Raw genomic sequence first — 16,025 nt, 5'->3', positions numbered from 1 at the left:
GTCGGCGCTCGGGAGGCGTGCTCCGGCGAGGTCCGCCGCGCGTGCGCAACGCGCGGGTACCACCGCGGTGCGGAAGCTGTCCATTTCCGGCAGTGGTGCGCGGCGGCGGGGATAGTCTGCTCGCGGGCGACGAACACGTTCCGCCACGGGAGAGGAAAGGCACCTGATGGGCACGCAAGCGGAGAAGGACGAGCTGTACGCACTCGACATCTCGGGAGTGGAGTGGCTGAGTGCGCCCGGTACCGAGGAGGCCGAGGAGCGTGTCGAGATCGCGCATCTGCCGGGCGGCGCGGTGGCGATGCGGTCCTCGTTGGATCCCGGGACCGTGCTGCGGTACACCGAGGCCGAGTGGACTGCCTTCGTCCTGGGCGCGCGGGACGGCGAGTTCGACCTGAAGTAGTCGCCGTGGCATGACACGAAGAGGGGCACGCCCGTCGGAGCGTGCCCCTCTTCGTGTGCGGCCGCGGGCGGTCAGAACGCCTCGGTGAAGGTGCGCGAAGCCTTGAGGTCCGTGGCGCGGTAGCTGTCCTTGCCGGACTCGATGATCTTCGCGACCTGCTCCAGGCGGTTCTTCATGTGGTCCGCCTTCTCCTTGTACTTGCGCTGCAGGTTCACGTACTCCCGGTGCGCCTCACCGTCCCAGGTGTCGGTGACGATCTTGAGTGAGGCGTCCATCTCCGTGAGGTCGTTGACGATGTCCTGCGAAACCTTGCGGATACGGTTCGCCATCTCCTGGACGCTCTCGTACCTGACCTTGGTGTTCGGGTCGTGCCCCATGTCGTGTCTTCTCCTCGGTGCTCAGCGTGTGCGGAAGGGGTGGTGCGACGTGGCTCAGACGGTGTTCAGACCGGAGGTGTTGGCCGACGGAGCCTGGTCCTTGACCGCGTTGAAGGCCGCACGGACCTCCTCGTCATTGGCGTTGCTGAGGTTCTTGGTGCTGCCCACCGCGTTGAGCAGGACGTTGAGGAGCCGACGGATCTCGTCGTGGTCCTCGTTGATCATGATCTGCGCGGAGGTGAACCCCGAGGCGCCGACACCCGTCCATCCGGCGGCCGCCGTCGCGAGGATGTCCGCCAGTTCCCTGGACTGCCGGGACACCCCCTGGGCCGTCTCGATGATCTTGTTCTTCGCCTGGACGATCGGATCGTCGGCGAGTCCGAAACCGCCTGCGGGATTGGTCATCCGGAGGTCCTATCTCTCAGTTCCCGGGCCTGCCCGCGTGTCGCGGTCAGGCTTCTTCCTGCCCCCGTGTGCTCCGGCAAAGGGGTGGGGAAAGCACGGGACCGGGCAGCGCGTCGTCGGCATTTCCGCGCTCCGAAATCGGACTCGGCCACTTCTCGTTCCCCCGTCACACACGTGAAGTCTGGTACCACCCTAGTCATTTCGCCGGCTCTCCCCAACTGTGGTTCGAGAAGGCCGAGTCACCGCATCGGGCGGGCGGTGTCATCGCGGTGCGCGCCTTCGGCGGACGTCCCGGACGACCGTCGCGGTACCGGCGATCACACCGACCACGACGGCCGCCGCGGCGAGCGCGTAGGTGGCGTACCGCTCGTCGCGCTCCTGCGGGGTCTCCGAGAGGGAGAGGTGCGCGGGCTCGGGAGCGGGGGCCCTGGGCGGTGCCGGGTCGGGATGCGGGGCGTCCTGCGGGGCGTCGTCGCCGGACAGGGCGCGGACCGGGTCGACCACGCCCCAGCCGACGAAGGCGTCGTGGCCGGTGACGGAGCGCTCGGCGGTCTGCTCGATCCGGGCGACGATCTGGGCCGCCGTCCACTTCGGGTACTTGGCGCGCATCAGGGCGGCGACCCCGGCGACGTACGGGGCGGAGAAGCTCGTGCCGTTGTCGGTGCACTGGCCGTTGCCCGGGACGGTGGAGACGATGTCGATGCCCGGTGCGGCGACCCCGACGAACTCACCGGCCTGGGAGAAGGGGGCGCGTTCGTTGTTGCGGTCGGAGGAGGCGACGGCGAGGACCCCGTCGAAGGCCGCGGGATAGGTGAGCTTCAGCTTGCCGTCCATGCCGTCGTTACCCGCGGAGGCGACCACGACGATGTCCTTGGCGAGCGCCCTGGCCACCGCCCGGCCGAGGGCGGACGTCTCCGTCAGGGGTTTGGTCGTGTCCTGGGAGATGTTGATGACGTCGGCCCCCTTGGCGATCGCGTGGTCGATCGCGGTGGCCATCGTGGTGTCCTTGCCGCTGTTCTTCTCGTCGTTCTGGCGGATCGGGATGATCGTGGCCTCGGGGGCCAGCCCGACGAATCCGGTGCCCTTTCGGGGGCGGGCGGCGATGATGCCCGCGACCTTGGTGCCGTGTCCGACCTCGTCGACCGTGCCGTCGCTCCTGCCGCCCTTGAGGTAGTCGGCGCCCGCGGACGTGTCGACGGCCGACTTGAGCTGGGGATTGACGTTGTCGACGCCGGTGTCGATGACCGCGACCCGTACGCCCCTGCCCTTGGTGTCCTGCCACAGTTCGTCCAGCAGGACGCGCTGCAACGACCAGGGGCGCCCCTCGTACTGCCGTTTCATCGGGAAGGTGCATTCGCCACTGCCGTCCACGCCCAGCGCGCCGGGCTCCCGGGCTCCGTCGGCGGCGTACGCGGCCGTCGGCGCCGCCAGTGCGAGCAGCATGGCGACGACCGCCGTCGGCAGGACCGTCCTGCGGTACGACATCTGTTCCTCTCCCCCGGCGTCCGCGATGCCCGCGGCGCTCCGGAACGTCATGAACCCTGGGGCTGGCGCGCGCTGTTGGTGTCGAGCCGAGGGCCCTTGGACAGGAAGTCCGACCAGGCGATCGGTACGAGGGCGGGCGTCACCTTCTCGTATCCGAGCCTGCTCTGCGCCTGGCTGGGCTCGGGGCGGCCGTCCGACTGCTTCTGCCCGTCGCCGGTGCCGATGTCGGAGCGCCGGGCATCGCTGTCGCCGTTCGCCTGGACCGCGTACCGCAGTCCGGTGTCGGTCACCAGGAAGAGCGATCCGTCGGGGCTGGTCTGCCGGCCCCGGACCTGGGTGTAGAGCAGGCCGCTGCCGGGGGTGACGTAGGTGCTGGTGCCGCCGACGGCGATGGAGGCGGGATACGCGGTGCCCGCCCAGGTGCTCAGGGTGGTCCGGCCCGAGCTGTCGACCTTGCGCAGCACGCTGCAGATGGTGTCGCGGCCGATGCTGCCGCTCTCGGCGGAGTTGACCTGCTTGGTCCGATGGGCCGGCCAGTGAGCGGCCTGGCCGACGAAGGCCGCGGTGTCGGGCACGAAGTCCTGGAGGCCGACGGCGCGTGCCTCGCCTTCCAGGTTCAGCACGGCGGTCTGCGGTGAGCTGATCAGTAGCCAGGCGGTGAACTCGGAGACCGGCTGCACCTTTCCGTCGAGCACGACGTAGTAACCGGTGCCTTCGCCGGTCTTGGTCCTGAGGACCATGCCGACCCTGTTCTCCCCGGCGGAGAGCTGCCCCTCGACATGGGCCGGGGCGCCCACGGTGCCCGGGATCCGCGGAAAGACGATCGGGCTGCCGTCGTGCAGGGTGGCCAGCCAGTCGTCGGTGACGGACTGCGGCTGCCTGCTGCCGACCAGGGCGTTGGTCAGATGGCCGTTGTCGGCGGCGGTCTCCTCGATGCGGTACTTGGTGCCGCCCGCGTCGACGAGATAGCGGGCCCGGTCCTGTCCCTGCACGTACAGCACCTGGCCGCCGACGAGCCTCTTGCTGCCCTCGGTCAGCTTGGTGTCGCGTTCACCGAAGACGAAGGCGGCCTTCTGCACGGTGTTGCCCTTGCCGCCCGGCTGTACGCAGACGGCCCACCGCTTGGCCGTGCCGGCGTCCTTCGCGTCGGGCAGCCGGTCGGGGGCGTAGGGGATGCCCAGGATCGGTCCGCGCGGGGGTTTGCCCGCGTCCAGGACCTCGTCGGCGACCTGGATGACGTCGTAGTTCTGCGGGTTGAGGAGCAGCCGGGCCGAGGCGAGGTTCAGCACGGGGTGCAGCAGGGTCTTCTTCTTGCCGCCCTGGCCGGTGGTGAGCACGACGTAGCGGGTGGTGGACTTCTTGCCGACGATCACCTTGGTGCCGGGCTTGTCCCAGTCCTTGGGCGCGGTGGGCTTGAACATGCCGAAGGCGCCGAAGCCCGCGAGGATCAGCGCGCCGACGACCATGCTGGGAAGGACCGCGCGCAGTGGTCGCGGAGCGCCCTCCTCGGTGCCGGTGGGCGAGGGTTGGAGGAATGCCGCCACCGTGCGTTTCTTCGCAAAGGTGTATGCGTTGAGCTCATCCCGCCGTGATGCCATGAGTCGTTTTTTCTCCCGTGTCTCCCCGCGCGGCACCAGGAGCGGTCGCTTTCGGCCCCCGTGCCGGGCCCGCGATGCCGGACCTCGGTGCCGGACCGGCCCCTACTATGCCTGCTGACCGTCGGTGACGGTGGGGCGGGTAGGGTGTTCCAGCCGCCGAAGCCCCGTACGGGGCAGGCGGAATACGGGCGGAGTTGGGGACTGATGAACGGGGGGAATGCCGGAATGACGGCTTCCGCGACACGGACGCGTCCGGCCGGGAACGCACACGCCCCCGCTGCTCCCCCGGCCGGTGGACCACCGGCCTCCCGGGGCCCCGCCCGGGGCTCGCGCGGACGGGCCGCCGGCCGGCTCCACAGACTTCCCGGGTTGTTCGGTTCGTTCCGATTGCAACAACTCGTACTGCTGGAGATCGCGGCCGCGCTGCTGCTCACGGCATGGGTGATCGAACCCCTGTTGCTGGCCCCGGCCGCCGTTCTGGCCGCGCTGCTCGTGCTGTTGGCCGTCGTGCGCAGACACCGCCGCTCGCTGCCGGAGTGGCTGGGCACCGTGCTTTCGCTGCGCGCGCGCTCCCGCAGGGCCGGTTCGCTGGAGCTTCCCGCGGGCACGGAACCGGGGATCGCGCCCGTCGTCGAGTGCGATCCGGCGCTGCGTACGTACTCCTTCAGTGACCGTGACCGGCGGCCCGTGGGCATGATCGGTGACGGTACGTTCGTCACGGCCGTGCTCCAGGTGGAGTCGGACGCCACGGCGCTCAGGCCGGACCGGTCCGCGCAGCCGCTGCCCCTGGCGCTCGTGAGGGACGTCCTCGAAGTCGACGGCATCCGGCTGGAGTCGGCGCAGATCGTGCAGCACACCCAGCCCGCACCCGCCCCGCATCTGCCCCCGCAGTCGGTCGCCGCGCGCAACTACGCGCCGCTGCAGGCGCAGACGGGTTCACCCGGCGTCCGGATCACCTGGATCGCGCTGAAGCTGGCCCCGGAGCTGTGTCCCGAGGCAGTACAGGCGCGCGGCGGCGGCATCACGGGCGCGCAGAAGTGTGTGGTGCGCGCGGCCGACCAGCTGTCCAGCAGGCTGACCGGCGCGGGTTTCCGCGCAACGGTGCTGACCGAGCAGGAGCTGACGTCCGCCATCGCGACCTCGGTCTGCGCCAGTGCGCCGGCCATGGCGCAGGCCGGCCGGACCGGGACGCCTGCGCGGCGCACCGAGGAGACCTCGCGGACGTGGCGCTGCGACGACCGGTGGCACACCACCTACTGGGTGGCCCGCTGGCCGCAGTTCGGCGGGAGCGGCGGGGGCGCGGCGATGCCGCAACTCGTCGCCCTGCTCACCTCGATGCCCGCGCTCGCCACGACGTTCAGTCTCACGCTGGGGCACGGCGAACGGCAGGGCGTCTCGATCACCGGGCACATCCGGATCACCGGGCGCAGTGACGAGGAACTACTGGGCGCCCGCCATGAGTTGGAGCGCACCGCGCGCGGCGTCCGGACCTCGCTGGTCCGGCTCGACCGCGAGCAGCTGCCCGGTGTGCTCGCCACGCTGCCGCTCGGGGGTACCCGCTGATGTCCGTACCCACACATGCCCGTGCCCGGCTCGGCTTCGGGCTGATCGGTCCGCGCCGCGGACGGCAGTCGGTCTCGCTCGACCAGTTGGCATCACTGGCCCTGCCGGTCGGTGACGACGGCATGGTGATCGGCGTGGACGCCCACGGCCGCCCCGCCGTGCTCGGCGTCAACCGGCCGACCCCGTACGACATCACGCTGATCGGCGGGCTGTGGACGGCGCAGGTGTTCGCGCTGCGGGCCGCCGCGACCGGTGCGCGGATCGTCGTGGAGACCGGGCGGGCCCAGACGTGGACGGGACTTGCGCACGCCGCGGGCGGCGGTCAGCCGTGCATCACGCTGCACGATGTGGGGCGGGTGCCGCCGCAGGGGCCGTCGGCCGGTGCGCCGGTGTTCGTGGTGCGGGACTGCGGCATGCGGCCGCCGCGCGGGCGCGTGGTGTCCGGACCGTGGCAGTCGGTGCTGACACTCCTGCCCTATCTGAGTCCGGTGGCGCCGAGACTGATCGAGAAGTCGGCCCTGGTCGGCATCCAACGGGTGTCTCCGGACGAAGCGGCACAGCTCGGTCGCATCCTGAATCTTCCGGCCGCCGAGACGCAGGCACTGTCCACCCTGGCGGACGGAGTCACCCTCTGGTGCTCGGGGCAGGACCGGCAGTTCGTGATGACCCAGGCGACCGATGCCGAGACCGGACTGCTGGGCGGCGCGCGCCGGATGGACTGACGGGGGCCGGCTTCCTCATGGCCCGTTCAGAACGTTCGGCATTCCATGCGCAGTTGCACGAGTTTGACGGTTTCACCCTTCATGCTGTGCCGTACTCGGTTCACTTGGAGACAGTGCGTGATGTACGGGACAGCTCTTGCGGTGCCGTACGGCCTGCCGGAGCAGGCCCCATGACGATTAGGGTGGGTCCGGGCGCGGCAGAAGAACCTGCGGGCAGGCGATGCGGGGCCCGGGGGGAGAGCCGGGCGGTCAGGAAGTCGGAAACGGTCGCCCCCACCCACCACGGCACAAGGGTGCTCGACCACACCAGGAGGCAAAGTGAACGGCGATCGGGACGAGATCCGCGGGGGCTGGAACAAGCCCGTCGACGAGTCGTCCGACGCGGAGCCCGCCGAGATGACGGGTGAGTTCACCATCGACTACACCCCGCCCGCCTGGTACACGCAGAACGCGCCGGGGGACTCGTCGGGCGGTGCCGGAACACACCTGGCGCCGCCTCCGCCGCCCAACGGGGCGCCGTTGTCCGTGCCCCCGCCGCCGGCCGCGGGCGGTTTCGACCCCGACCGGGCTCCGGCACCACCCGCGCCGGCTCCGGTTCGGTCCGCGGCGGGGGACCCCGCGCCCACCCCTGCTCCGGCTCCTGCCGAGGGGACCGCTGCGGCGGCTCCCGACGGGATGACGGACCCGTTCGGCGGCGGCGATGTGGAGAGCGGCGCGACCATGCGCTTCTCCCCGGCCACGCTGAAGCGCGAGATCGCGGAACGCGAGGAGACGACGAAGAACGCGGGCACGGACGGCTCGGGCACGGGCTCGGATTCGGGTACGGGCTCGGATTCGGGTACGGACTCGGCGGGAGCCGGTGCCGGTGTTCACGGTGCCGACGGTACGGACAAGAGCGAGGCGTCCGTTTCCGAGCCCGTTTCCGACTCCGCACCGGTGGCGGACGCGAGCACCGATGAGCCGGACGGCGCCGCCGTCGCGGATTTTGGTGCCGCCGCCGCGGCGACCGCCGGGGTTCCGGCCGATGTCGCGGGCGGCGCCGCCGACGGGCCCGGGAGCTCCGCGCCCTCCGACGCCGTCACGGACGCCGTACCGCAGGACGCACCGCCCCCCGCCGCACCGCAGGACGCACCGGCTCCCGCCGCGCCGGCCCCCTGGGCCCCGGGGCCGCCGCAGGCCGGTCTGCCGCCGCTGCCACCCGCTTTCCAGCCCGCCACGCCGCAGCCCCTCGCGCCCCAGCCGGCGCAGCACTGGCCCGCCTCCGGCGCGGCAGCCCAGGGGCAGCCCGGCGGCTACGGATTCCCCAACGCCGCAGCGCCTCAAGCGCCGCAGTCGCCGCAGGGCGGCTACGGGTTCCCCCAGCAGCCCGCACCCCCGGCACAACAGACACCGCCGCAGGGCGGTTATGGGTTCCCGCAGCAGCCCGCACCCCCGGCACAACAGACACCATCGCAGGGCGGCTACGGGTTCCCGCAGCCGCCTCAGACGGCGCTGCCCCCTCAGGCCCCGCACGTGCCCCAGCAGTCGCAGCCGTCCCAGGGTTCGCAGGCACCTCAGGCAGCTCAGTGGCCCGCGCAGCAGGGCGTTCCCCTGCCCCCGCAGGCCGCTCAGCAGCCGGTCCAGGGCGCGCCGCCCAATCTGCCCGCGCAGGTCGCCCCGCAGGCGCCGGCGCAGCAGCCGGGGCCCCATGCGCCACAGCAACAGCAACAGCAACAGCAGGCCCCTGCCCAGGGACAGCCCATCGACCCGCGTACCGGGGCGGCCTGGCCGACGCCGGTCACCCACGACCAGCGCGAGCGTTCCGTGCCCGGCGCCCCGCTCGGCTACACGGCGGCGGTGGAGCTCTCCTCCGACCGGCTCGTCCGGGGCAAGCAGAAGGCGAAGAGCAGCCGTACGCCGTCCGGCGCGGCCCGCTTCAGGCTGGGCGGCAAGAAGGAGGAGGCCGAGCGGCAGCGCAAGCTCGACCTGATCCGTACGCCCGTGCTCTCCTGCTACCGGATCGCGGTCATCAGCCTCAAGGGCGGCGTCGGCAAGACCACGACGACCACCGCCCTCGGTGCGACCCTGGCCACCGAGCGCCAGGACAAGATCCTCGCCATCGACGCCAACCCGGACGCGGGCACGCTCGGCCGCCGGGTGCGCCGGGAGACCGGGGCCACCATCCGTGACCTGGTCCAGGCGATCCCGTACCTCAACTCGTACATGGACATCCGCCGCTTCACCTCCCAGGCGCCCTCCGGCCTGGAGATCATCGCCAACGACGTGGACCCGGCGGTCTCCACGACGTTCAACGACGAGGACTACCGGCGCGCCATCGATGTGCTGGGCAAGCAGTACCCGATCATCCTCACCGACTCGGGGACCGGTCTGCTCTACAGCGCGATGCGTGGAGTGCTGGACCTCGCCGACCAGTTGATCATCATCTCGACGCCGTCGGTCGACGGTGCGTCCAGCGCGTCCACCACGCTGGACTGGCTGTCGGCGCACGGGTACGCGGAGCTCGTGCAGCGTTCCATCACCGTGATCTCCGGTGTCCGGGAGACCGGCAAGATGATCAAGGTCGATGACATCGTGCAGCACTTCGAGACACGCTGCCGCGGCGTGGTCGTCGTACCGTTCGACGAGCATCTGGCGGCAGGCGCCGAGGTCGACCTCGACATGATGCGCCCCAAGACCCGCGAGGCGTACTTCAATCTGTCCGCCATGGTCGCCGAGGACTTCGCGCGCGCCCAGCAGCAACAGGGACTGTGGACGTCGAACGGCTCCAACCCGCCCCCGCAGTACGCCCCGCCGATGCCCGGCCAGCAGCAGCACGCCCCTCAGCAGCAGCCCCAGCAGCCCTACCCGCAGCAACAGCCGCCGTACGGTGGCCCGCAGCCCCAGCAGCCCTATCCGCCGCACCCCGGCCCGGGAGTGCAACAGAACGGCTGGCAGCAGTCGCTGCCCTCCCAGGCACAGTCCGCGGCGAGCCCGGCCGGCCCGCCGCAGCCGCACCAGCAGCCAGGACAGCCAGGTCAACCGGGTCAGCCGACCCCGCCCGAGCTGCAGGGTCCCCTCCCGCCCGCCGGTTGGCCGCAGCAGCCGCCGCCAGCGCCTCAGCAGTAAGGCAACAGAGGTCTAAACCAATGAGGGCCCGCACCGTCTCCACGGTGCGGGCCCTCTGTGCATTCCCGCAGACCACACGCCGTTTCGATGACCGTTGACGCGGCTCGACCCCCGCTGATAAACCTTCGCTTCACCAGCTGGCGATCCACAGATCAACCCGCCTTCTCCGTGCGAGTCATGACGCGAGGTCCCTGACCATGGTCGAAAGAGTTCCACCACGCTCCGCCCAGCCACGCTCACGCCTGCGTGTCCTGCTGGCCTCCGGTGCCGCCGCCCTGGCGCTGGCCGCCGGGTCCGTCGTCCCGGGTGTGCCCCTCGGCGCCGCGCCGCAGCAGGCACAGGCCGCCGACAGCGGCACATCGACGCTGACCGTCGCCGTCGCACAGAGCGTCGACTCCCTGAGCCCGTTCCTGGCCCAGCGGCTCATGAGCACCAGCATCAGCCGGCTCATGTACGACTTCCTGACGAACTACGACCCCAAGGACAACCACGCGATCCCCGGCCTCGCCACCAAGTGGGAGCCGTCGGCGGACAAGTTGACCTGGACGTACACCATCCGTTCCGACTCCAAGTGGTCGGACGGCCAACAGGCCACCGCCGAGGACGCGGCGTGGACGTTCAACAAGATGATGACCGACGAGGGCGCCGCGCAGGCCAACGGCAACTTCGTCGCGAATTTCAAGAAGGTGACGGCTCCGAGCCCGACGCAGCTGGTCATCGAGCTCAAGGAGCCGCAGGCCACCATGGCCGCGCTCGATGTGCCGATAGTCCCGAAGCACGTCTGGGAGAAGGTCGGTGACTTCTCCAAGTTCAACAACGACACGAAGTTCCCGATCGTCGGCAACGGGCCGTTCATCCTGACCGACTACAAGGTCGACCAGTACGTGAAGCTCAAGGCCAACAAGGACTTCTGGCGCGGTAAGCCGAAGTTCGACGAGCTGGTCTTCAAGACGTACAAGGACCAGGACGCCGCGGTCGCCGCGCTGCGCAAGGGCGAGGTCTCCTTCGTCGCCGGCTCCCCGGCCCTGACGCCCGCCCAGGCCGCCTCCCTCAAGGGCGAGAAGAACATCAAGGTCAACGAGGGGCCGGGCCGCCGCTTCTTCGCTCTGGCCGCCAACCCCGGCGCGCAGACCAAGGACGGCAAGAAGTTCGGCAACGGCAACAAGGCCCTTCTCGACCAGAAGGTGCGCCAGGCCCTCTTCCTGTCCATCGACCGCAAGACCGTCATCGACAAGGTCTTCCAGGGCCACGCCGTCGAGGGCCAGGGCTACATCCCGCCGCGCTTCTCGACGTACCACTGGCAGCCGTCCGCCGACCAGAGCCTCGCCTACGACCCGGCCAAGGCGGCCGAGCTCCTCGACGAGGCGGGCTACCCGCTCAAGGGCGACCAGCGCGTCGGCAAGGACGGCAAGCCGCTCGACCTGCGCATCCTGTGCCACGCCACGGACCCGAACGACAAGGCGATCGGCAAGTACCTCAAGGAGTGGTGGGGCAAGCTCGGTGTCGGCCTGAAGGTCGACTGCCTCGACGACGTCTCCGTGCCCTGGTACGCCGGTGAGTACGACCTCGCCTTCGACGGCTGGTCCGTCAACCCGGACCCCGACTTCGTGCTCGGCATCCACACCTGCGCCGCGCTGCCCCTCAAGGCCAAGGACAGCGCCACCACCGACAACTTCATCTGCGACAAGACGTACGACGAGCTCTACAAGAAGCAGCTCGCCGAGTACGACCCGGCCAAGCGCGCGGACATCGTCAAGCAGATGCAGTCGTGGATGTACGACTCGGGGTACATGAACATCATCGCGTACCCGAACGCGGTCGAGGCCTACCGCACCGACCAGATCAAGTCGATCAAGACCATGCCCGAGGCGGCAGGCAACATCTACGGCCAGGACGGGTACTGGAGCTGGTGGTCGGCCGTTCCGGCGGGCAGCAGCAGTTCGGACGGCTCCGGCGGCTCCGGCTCCACGGGAGTCGTCGTAGGCATCATCGTGGCGGTCGTGGTACTCGCCGGTGGCGGGCTCTTCCTCGCGAAGCGCCGCCGCACCACCGCGGACGACCGCGAGTAATCGAGCGGACGGTTGTGAGGGGGCCGGCGGGGCGGCGGAAAGCGAGCCGCCCCGCCGGTTCCCCCAAGTGCAGCACGAGTAACGAGAGTTCCCCATGACAGCTGACAGCACTCCGGCGCTCGTGCAGATCGCGGACGCGGACACCGAAGGTCCGGCTCAGGCCGGACCGTCGGCCGCCCGCGGTCCACGGGCGCGCAACACCAAGGCCTATCTCCAGTACGTCGCGGCCAAGATCGTGGGAGCGGCAGTCTCCCTGTTCGCCGTACTGGTCACCAGCTTCTTCCTCTTCCGGCTCATTCCCAGCGACCCGGTGAAGCAGATGACCGGCGGTCGCCCCGTCTCCGCCGAACAACTCCAGTCGCTCCGACACCAGTTCGGGCTCGACCAGCCGCTCTGGAAGCAGTTCACGAGTTACGTGGGCGACGCGCTGACCGGGGACTTCGGTACCTCGTTCCAGTTCCACGCCCCCGTCATCGACAAGATCACGGCGGCGCTCCCGGCCACGCTGCTGCTCACCGGCACCGCGTACGTCCTCTACACCGCGCTCGGCATCTGGCTGGGCACCCGCACCGCCTGGCGCAACGGCTCCGTCAGCGACCGCTTCAACACCGCGTTCGCGCTCACCCTCTACTCGATCCCGTCGTTCTGGCTGGGCCTGCTCCTGATCATCGTCTTCGCGGTGGGCGTCGGTCCGATCCCCGGGATCTTCCCGACGGGAGGCATGGAATCGGGCGGCGAGAGCGGGCTCGCGTACGTCCTGGACGTGGCGCACCATCTGGTCCTCCCGGTGATCACGCTGGTCGCGGTCGGGTACGCGCAGACGCTGCTGGTCATGCGCTCCTCGCTGCTCGACGAGATGGGCAGCGACTATCTGACGACGGCTCGCGCGAAGGGGCTGCGGGACGATGTCGTACGCCGCAAGCACGCCGTGCCGAACGCCATGCTGCCGACGTTCACGCTGATGTTCGTGAACCTGGGGCATGTGGTCGCCGGGCAGATCCTGGTCGAGACGGTGTTCTCGTGGCCCGGCCTCGGCGGTCTCTTCTACCAAGCACTGAGCGTGCCCGATCTCCCCCTCGTGCAAGCGCTGTTCTTCGTCTTCGCCACCGCGGTGATCCTGGCGAACACCCTTGCCGATGTGCTGTATCCGCTGCTCGATCCCCGGGTGGGCCGATGACGACCGAATCCATGCCCACGCCCACGAAGGCCGAGGCGGCCGAGAATCCGCGGGCGCTGGCCCGCGCCCGCAAGCGGCAGTCGGCCGCCCGGTTCTGGCGGGAGTACCGCAAGCACAGGGACGGACTGTGGGGTCTGGGCGCGCTCGTATTGATCGCACTGGTCGCCCTTCTCGCGCCGCAGCTCGTCGGTGCCGACTCGCAGAGCGTCACCGACGCGCCGGGCGGCGCACTGGAGTCGCCGAGCGGTGAATTCCCGCTGGGTACGGACCAGTTCGGGCGCAGTGTGCTGGCATTGCTGGTGTGGGGCACCCGTGTCTCGTTGACGGTCGGCCTGCTCGCGGCGTTTCTGTGTGTCGCCATCGGTACGGTCGTCGGCATCGTCGCGGGGCACTTCCACGGCTGGTACTCGACGGTCCTGCTGCGGATCACCGACTGGTTCCTGGTGATGCCGACGCTGGTCCTCGCGATCGCCCTCGCCACCGTGATGGACCGTTCGATGTGGACGGTCATCATCGCGATCGGCGTGACGACCTGGCCGACGACGGCCCGACTGGTCCGCGCCCAGACCCTTGCCGTGGAGTCCCGCCCGTACATCGAGCGCGCCCGCGCCCTGGGCGGCGGCCACGGGCACATCATGATCCGGCACGTCCTGCCGAACGTGATGCCGCTGGTGCTCGCGCAGACCACACTGGTGATCTCCAGCGCGATCCTCACGGAGGCCACCCTGGCCTTCCTCGGCCTGAGCGACCCGACCATCACCTCCTGGGGCGGCATGCTCCAGGACGCGCGCGAGGCGGGCGCGGTGAGCGCGGGCGACTGGTGGTACCTGGCGCCTCCCGGCATCGCCATCGCCCTGGTGGCCCTGGCGTTCACGCTGTGCGGCCGCGCCATCGAGTCCGTCCTCAATCCCAAGCTGGGGGTGGCCCGTTGAGCACGACGAGCATCCACAAGGCGCCGCTTCTCGACGTACGGGACCTCACGGTGACGTACGCCGGCGGGGCGCAGGCGGTCCGCGGCGTGAACCTCACCGTCGACGCGGGGCAGAAGCTCGGCATCGCCGGTGAGTCGGGCTGCGGGAAGTCGACGCTGGCGCTCGCCCTGCTGCGACTGCTGCCCGCCGGGACGGAGGTCTCCGGCGAGATCCTGCTGAACGGCGAGGACGTCCTCACCATGAAGTGGGGCCAGGTCAGGGCGGTGCGCTGGGCGGGGGCGTCGATCGTGTTCCAGGGCGCGATGCACTCGCTGAACGCGGTGCACCGCATCGGGGACCAGATCGCCGAGCCGATCCTGCTGCACCGGAAGGCGACTCAGGCGGGGGCTGCGAAGAAGGTCGGCGAGCTCCTGGAACAGGTGGGGCTGCCGGCCGCCCGCGCGAGCGCCTATCCGCACGAGCTCTCCGGCGGGCAGCGACAGCGCGTGATGATCGCGATGGCGCTCGCCTGCGATCCCGGACTGATCATCGCGGACGAGCCGACCACGGCTCTCGACGTGATGATCCAGGCCCAGATCCTGCGGCTGATCGAGCAGTTGGTGTCCGAACAGGACCTCGGTCTGATCATGATCAGCCATGACCTCGCGGTGCTCTCGGACACCTGTGACCGGCTCGCGGTGATGTACGCGGGCCGGGTCGTGGAGGAGGGTCCGGCCTCCGAGGTCCACGAGAACGCGCACCACCCGTACGGCAAGGCCCTGTCCGGCGCGTTTCCGCGCATCGGCGACCCGGCCTCCCGGTTCGCGCCCCGCGGGCTGCCCGGTGACCCGCCGGACCCGTCGGCGCTGCCCGGCGGCTGCGCGTTCCATCCGCGCTGCCCGGTGGCCCTGGAGTCCTGCACGACGCAGGACCAGGAGCTGCGCGAGGCGGGGCCGGAGCGGCGGGCCGCCTGTGTGCTGGTGGAGTCGGGGGCGCCGACCGCGTCCCCGGCCCGGCCGGATGCCGAGGAAGCAAGGAGCACATCATGACCACCTCCACTCCCCTGCTCAGCGCGGAGGATCTGAAGGTCACCTTCCCCGGCCGGCGCGGGGCCGCCCCGGCGCGGGCCGTGGACAGCGTGGATCTGGACATCCGGCCCGGCGAGATCGTCGCACTGGTCGGCGAGTCGGGCTGCGGCAAGACGACGCTGGCGCGCTCGCTGCTGGGTCTGGTCCCGCCGACGTCCGGACGGGTGACCTTCGGCGGGCAGCCGCTCGACTATGCGAGCCGTGCACTGAAGGCGTACCGCAAGCGGGTCCAGCTGGTGCTCCAGGACCCCAGCGGTTCGCTCAATCCGCGGCACACGGTGTACGACGCCGTCGCGGAGGGCCTGCGGATCCACGGGTACGCGGGCGACGAACGGGCCGCGGTCGCCGAGGCGCTGTCGCGGGCGGGACTACGCCCTCCGGAGCGGTTCTTCCTGCGCTATCCGCACGAGCTGTCGGGCGGCCAGCGCCAGCGGGTCGTGATCGCGGGCGCGCTCGTGCTGGAGCCCGAACTCATCGTGGCCGACGAGCCGGTGGCCTCGCTGGACGCTTCGGTGCGCGGCGAGATCCTGGCCCTGCTGCTGCGGTTGCGGGACGAGCTGGGCCTGTCCGCACTGGTGGTCACGCACGACCTCGGCCTGGCGTGGAACATCGCCGACCGGGTCGCGGTGATGTACCTCGGGCGGATCGTGGAGACGGGCGAGGTGGAGCAGATCCTCACCTCTCCGCAGCACCCGTACACCCAGGCCTTGTTGTCGGTGCTGCCGGAGTCCGGGGACGATCCGGTGATTCTGACCGGCGAGCCGCCGGACCCGTCCAGAGTGCCGTCCGGGTGCCGGTTCCACGTCCGCTGCCAGGTACTGGCCTCGGGCGAGGCGGAGCGGGCGGGCGTCGCGGACGCGTGCCGTACGAAGGATCTGCCGGTGCTCGCGGGCGGCGGGCAGACCCAGGTGGCGTGCCACTGGGCGACCGCGGCGGCGAAGGCACGGGCGTAGCACGGTGACGGGGCACGCGAGCCCGCCGGGATCCGGACGAGAGGCCCTGAGGGTCTTCCGTTCGGATCAGGGCGGATCAGCGGGCGGGGCCGGTGCCGTGATCGCATGGTTCGCCGTGGAGACCACGGGGCGCACGCCTGAGGCCTGAACGGCTGACGTCTCGCGCGACCGG

At 70.6% G+C, this 16,025-nt stretch carries 13 protein-coding genes; 9 read left to right on the top strand and 4 right to left on the bottom strand.

The genetic code is table 11. The annotated features are described in order from the left end of the window. The first annotated feature begins 166 nt into the window (after window positions 1-166). Window positions 167-400: a DUF397 domain-containing protein gene (locus tag ACIOHC_RS40380; RefSeq protein WP_351084679.1), complete on the top strand. Its 234-nt coding sequence runs from the start codon at window positions 167-169 to the stop codon at window positions 398-400. Window positions 401-471: 71 nt separating this feature from the next. Here the strand turns inward: ACIOHC_RS40380 and ACIOHC_RS40375 are convergent, their stop codons facing one another. The 4 genes from ACIOHC_RS40375 to eccB all read right to left on the bottom strand — a co-directional run bounded on the left by ACIOHC_RS40375 (window position 472) and on the right by eccB (window position 4,265). Continuing rightward, entirely contained in the window at window positions 472-777 is a 306-nt protein-coding gene (locus ACIOHC_RS40375; protein WP_351084681.1) for a WXG100 family type VII secretion target, read from the bottom strand. A 54-nt stretch (window positions 778-831) separates the two neighbouring features. Further along, entirely contained in the window at window positions 832-1,182 is a 351-nt protein-coding gene (locus tag ACIOHC_RS40370; protein ID WP_351084682.1) for a hypothetical protein, read from the bottom strand. 261 nt (window positions 1,183-1,443) lie between these two features. After that, the gene (mycP, locus tag ACIOHC_RS40365) at window positions 1,444-2,667 is read right to left on the bottom strand and encodes a type VII secretion-associated serine protease mycosin (RefSeq protein ID WP_351084702.1); all 1,224 of its coding nucleotides are present in this window, start codon (window positions 2,665-2,667) and stop codon (window positions 1,444-1,446) included. Window positions 2,668-2,714: 47 nt separating this feature from the next. Further along, window positions 2,715-4,265 carry a type VII secretion protein EccB gene (gene eccB, locus ACIOHC_RS40360; protein WP_351084684.1) on the bottom strand — a complete coding sequence of 517 codons (1,551 nt, stop codon included), beginning with the start codon at window positions 4,263-4,265 and terminating at the stop codon, window positions 2,715-2,717. Window positions 4,266-4,490: 225 nt separating this feature from the next. Between eccB and eccE the strand changes: the two genes are divergently transcribed. From eccE to ACIOHC_RS40320, 8 genes are all read left to right on the top strand, one after another. Continuing rightward, the gene (gene eccE / locus ACIOHC_RS40355) at window positions 4,491-5,828 is read left to right on the top strand and encodes a type VII secretion protein EccE (RefSeq protein WP_365693104.1); all 1,338 of its coding nucleotides are present in this window, start codon (window positions 4,491-4,493) and stop codon (window positions 5,826-5,828) included. Then, window positions 5,828-6,550, top strand: coding sequence for a hypothetical protein (locus tag ACIOHC_RS40350; RefSeq protein ID WP_351084688.1), 723 nt, complete (start codon window positions 5,828-5,830; stop codon window positions 6,548-6,550). The genes eccE and ACIOHC_RS40350 overlap by 1 nt, the downstream gene beginning before the upstream one ends. Before the next feature lie 318 nt (window positions 6,551-6,868). After that, window positions 6,869-9,655, top strand: coding sequence for an SCO5717 family growth-regulating ATPase (locus ACIOHC_RS40345; RefSeq protein WP_401846477.1), 2,787 nt, complete (start codon window positions 6,869-6,871; stop codon window positions 9,653-9,655). A gap of 197 nt (window positions 9,656-9,852) precedes the next feature. Further along, window positions 9,853-11,724 carry an ABC transporter substrate-binding protein gene (locus ACIOHC_RS40340; protein ID WP_351084691.1) on the top strand — a complete coding sequence of 624 codons (1,872 nt, stop codon included), beginning with the start codon at window positions 9,853-9,855 and terminating at the stop codon, window positions 11,722-11,724. Between the two features lie 94 nt (window positions 11,725-11,818). After that, a complete protein-coding gene (locus ACIOHC_RS40335; protein ID WP_351084693.1) occupies window positions 11,819-12,901 on the top strand; it encodes an ABC transporter permease in 1,083 nt (360 codons plus the stop codon). A gap of 11 nt (window positions 12,902-12,912) precedes the next feature. Further along, window positions 12,913-13,833, top strand: coding sequence for an ABC transporter permease (locus ACIOHC_RS40330; protein ID WP_351084695.1), 921 nt, complete (start codon window positions 12,913-12,915; stop codon window positions 13,831-13,833). After that, window positions 13,830-14,861, top strand: coding sequence for an ABC transporter ATP-binding protein (locus tag ACIOHC_RS40325; RefSeq protein ID WP_351084697.1), 1,032 nt, complete (start codon window positions 13,830-13,832; stop codon window positions 14,859-14,861). Before ACIOHC_RS40330 ends, ACIOHC_RS40325 begins: the two co-directional genes overlap by 4 nt. Further along, window positions 14,858-15,853, top strand: coding sequence for an ABC transporter ATP-binding protein (locus tag ACIOHC_RS40320; RefSeq protein ID WP_351084698.1), 996 nt, complete (start codon window positions 14,858-14,860; stop codon window positions 15,851-15,853). The genes ACIOHC_RS40325 and ACIOHC_RS40320 overlap by 4 nt, the downstream gene beginning before the upstream one ends. Window positions 15,854-16,025 lie beyond the last annotated feature (172 nt).

The sequence above is a fragment of the Streptomyces sp. NPDC088252 genome, assembly GCF_044740965.1.
In the GTDB taxonomy this organism is placed as follows: Bacteria; Actinomycetota; Actinomycetes; order Streptomycetales; family Streptomycetaceae; genus Streptomyces.
Note: the sequence above shows the minus strand (reverse complement) of the source record. Positions and strands in the feature narration are given on the sequence as shown.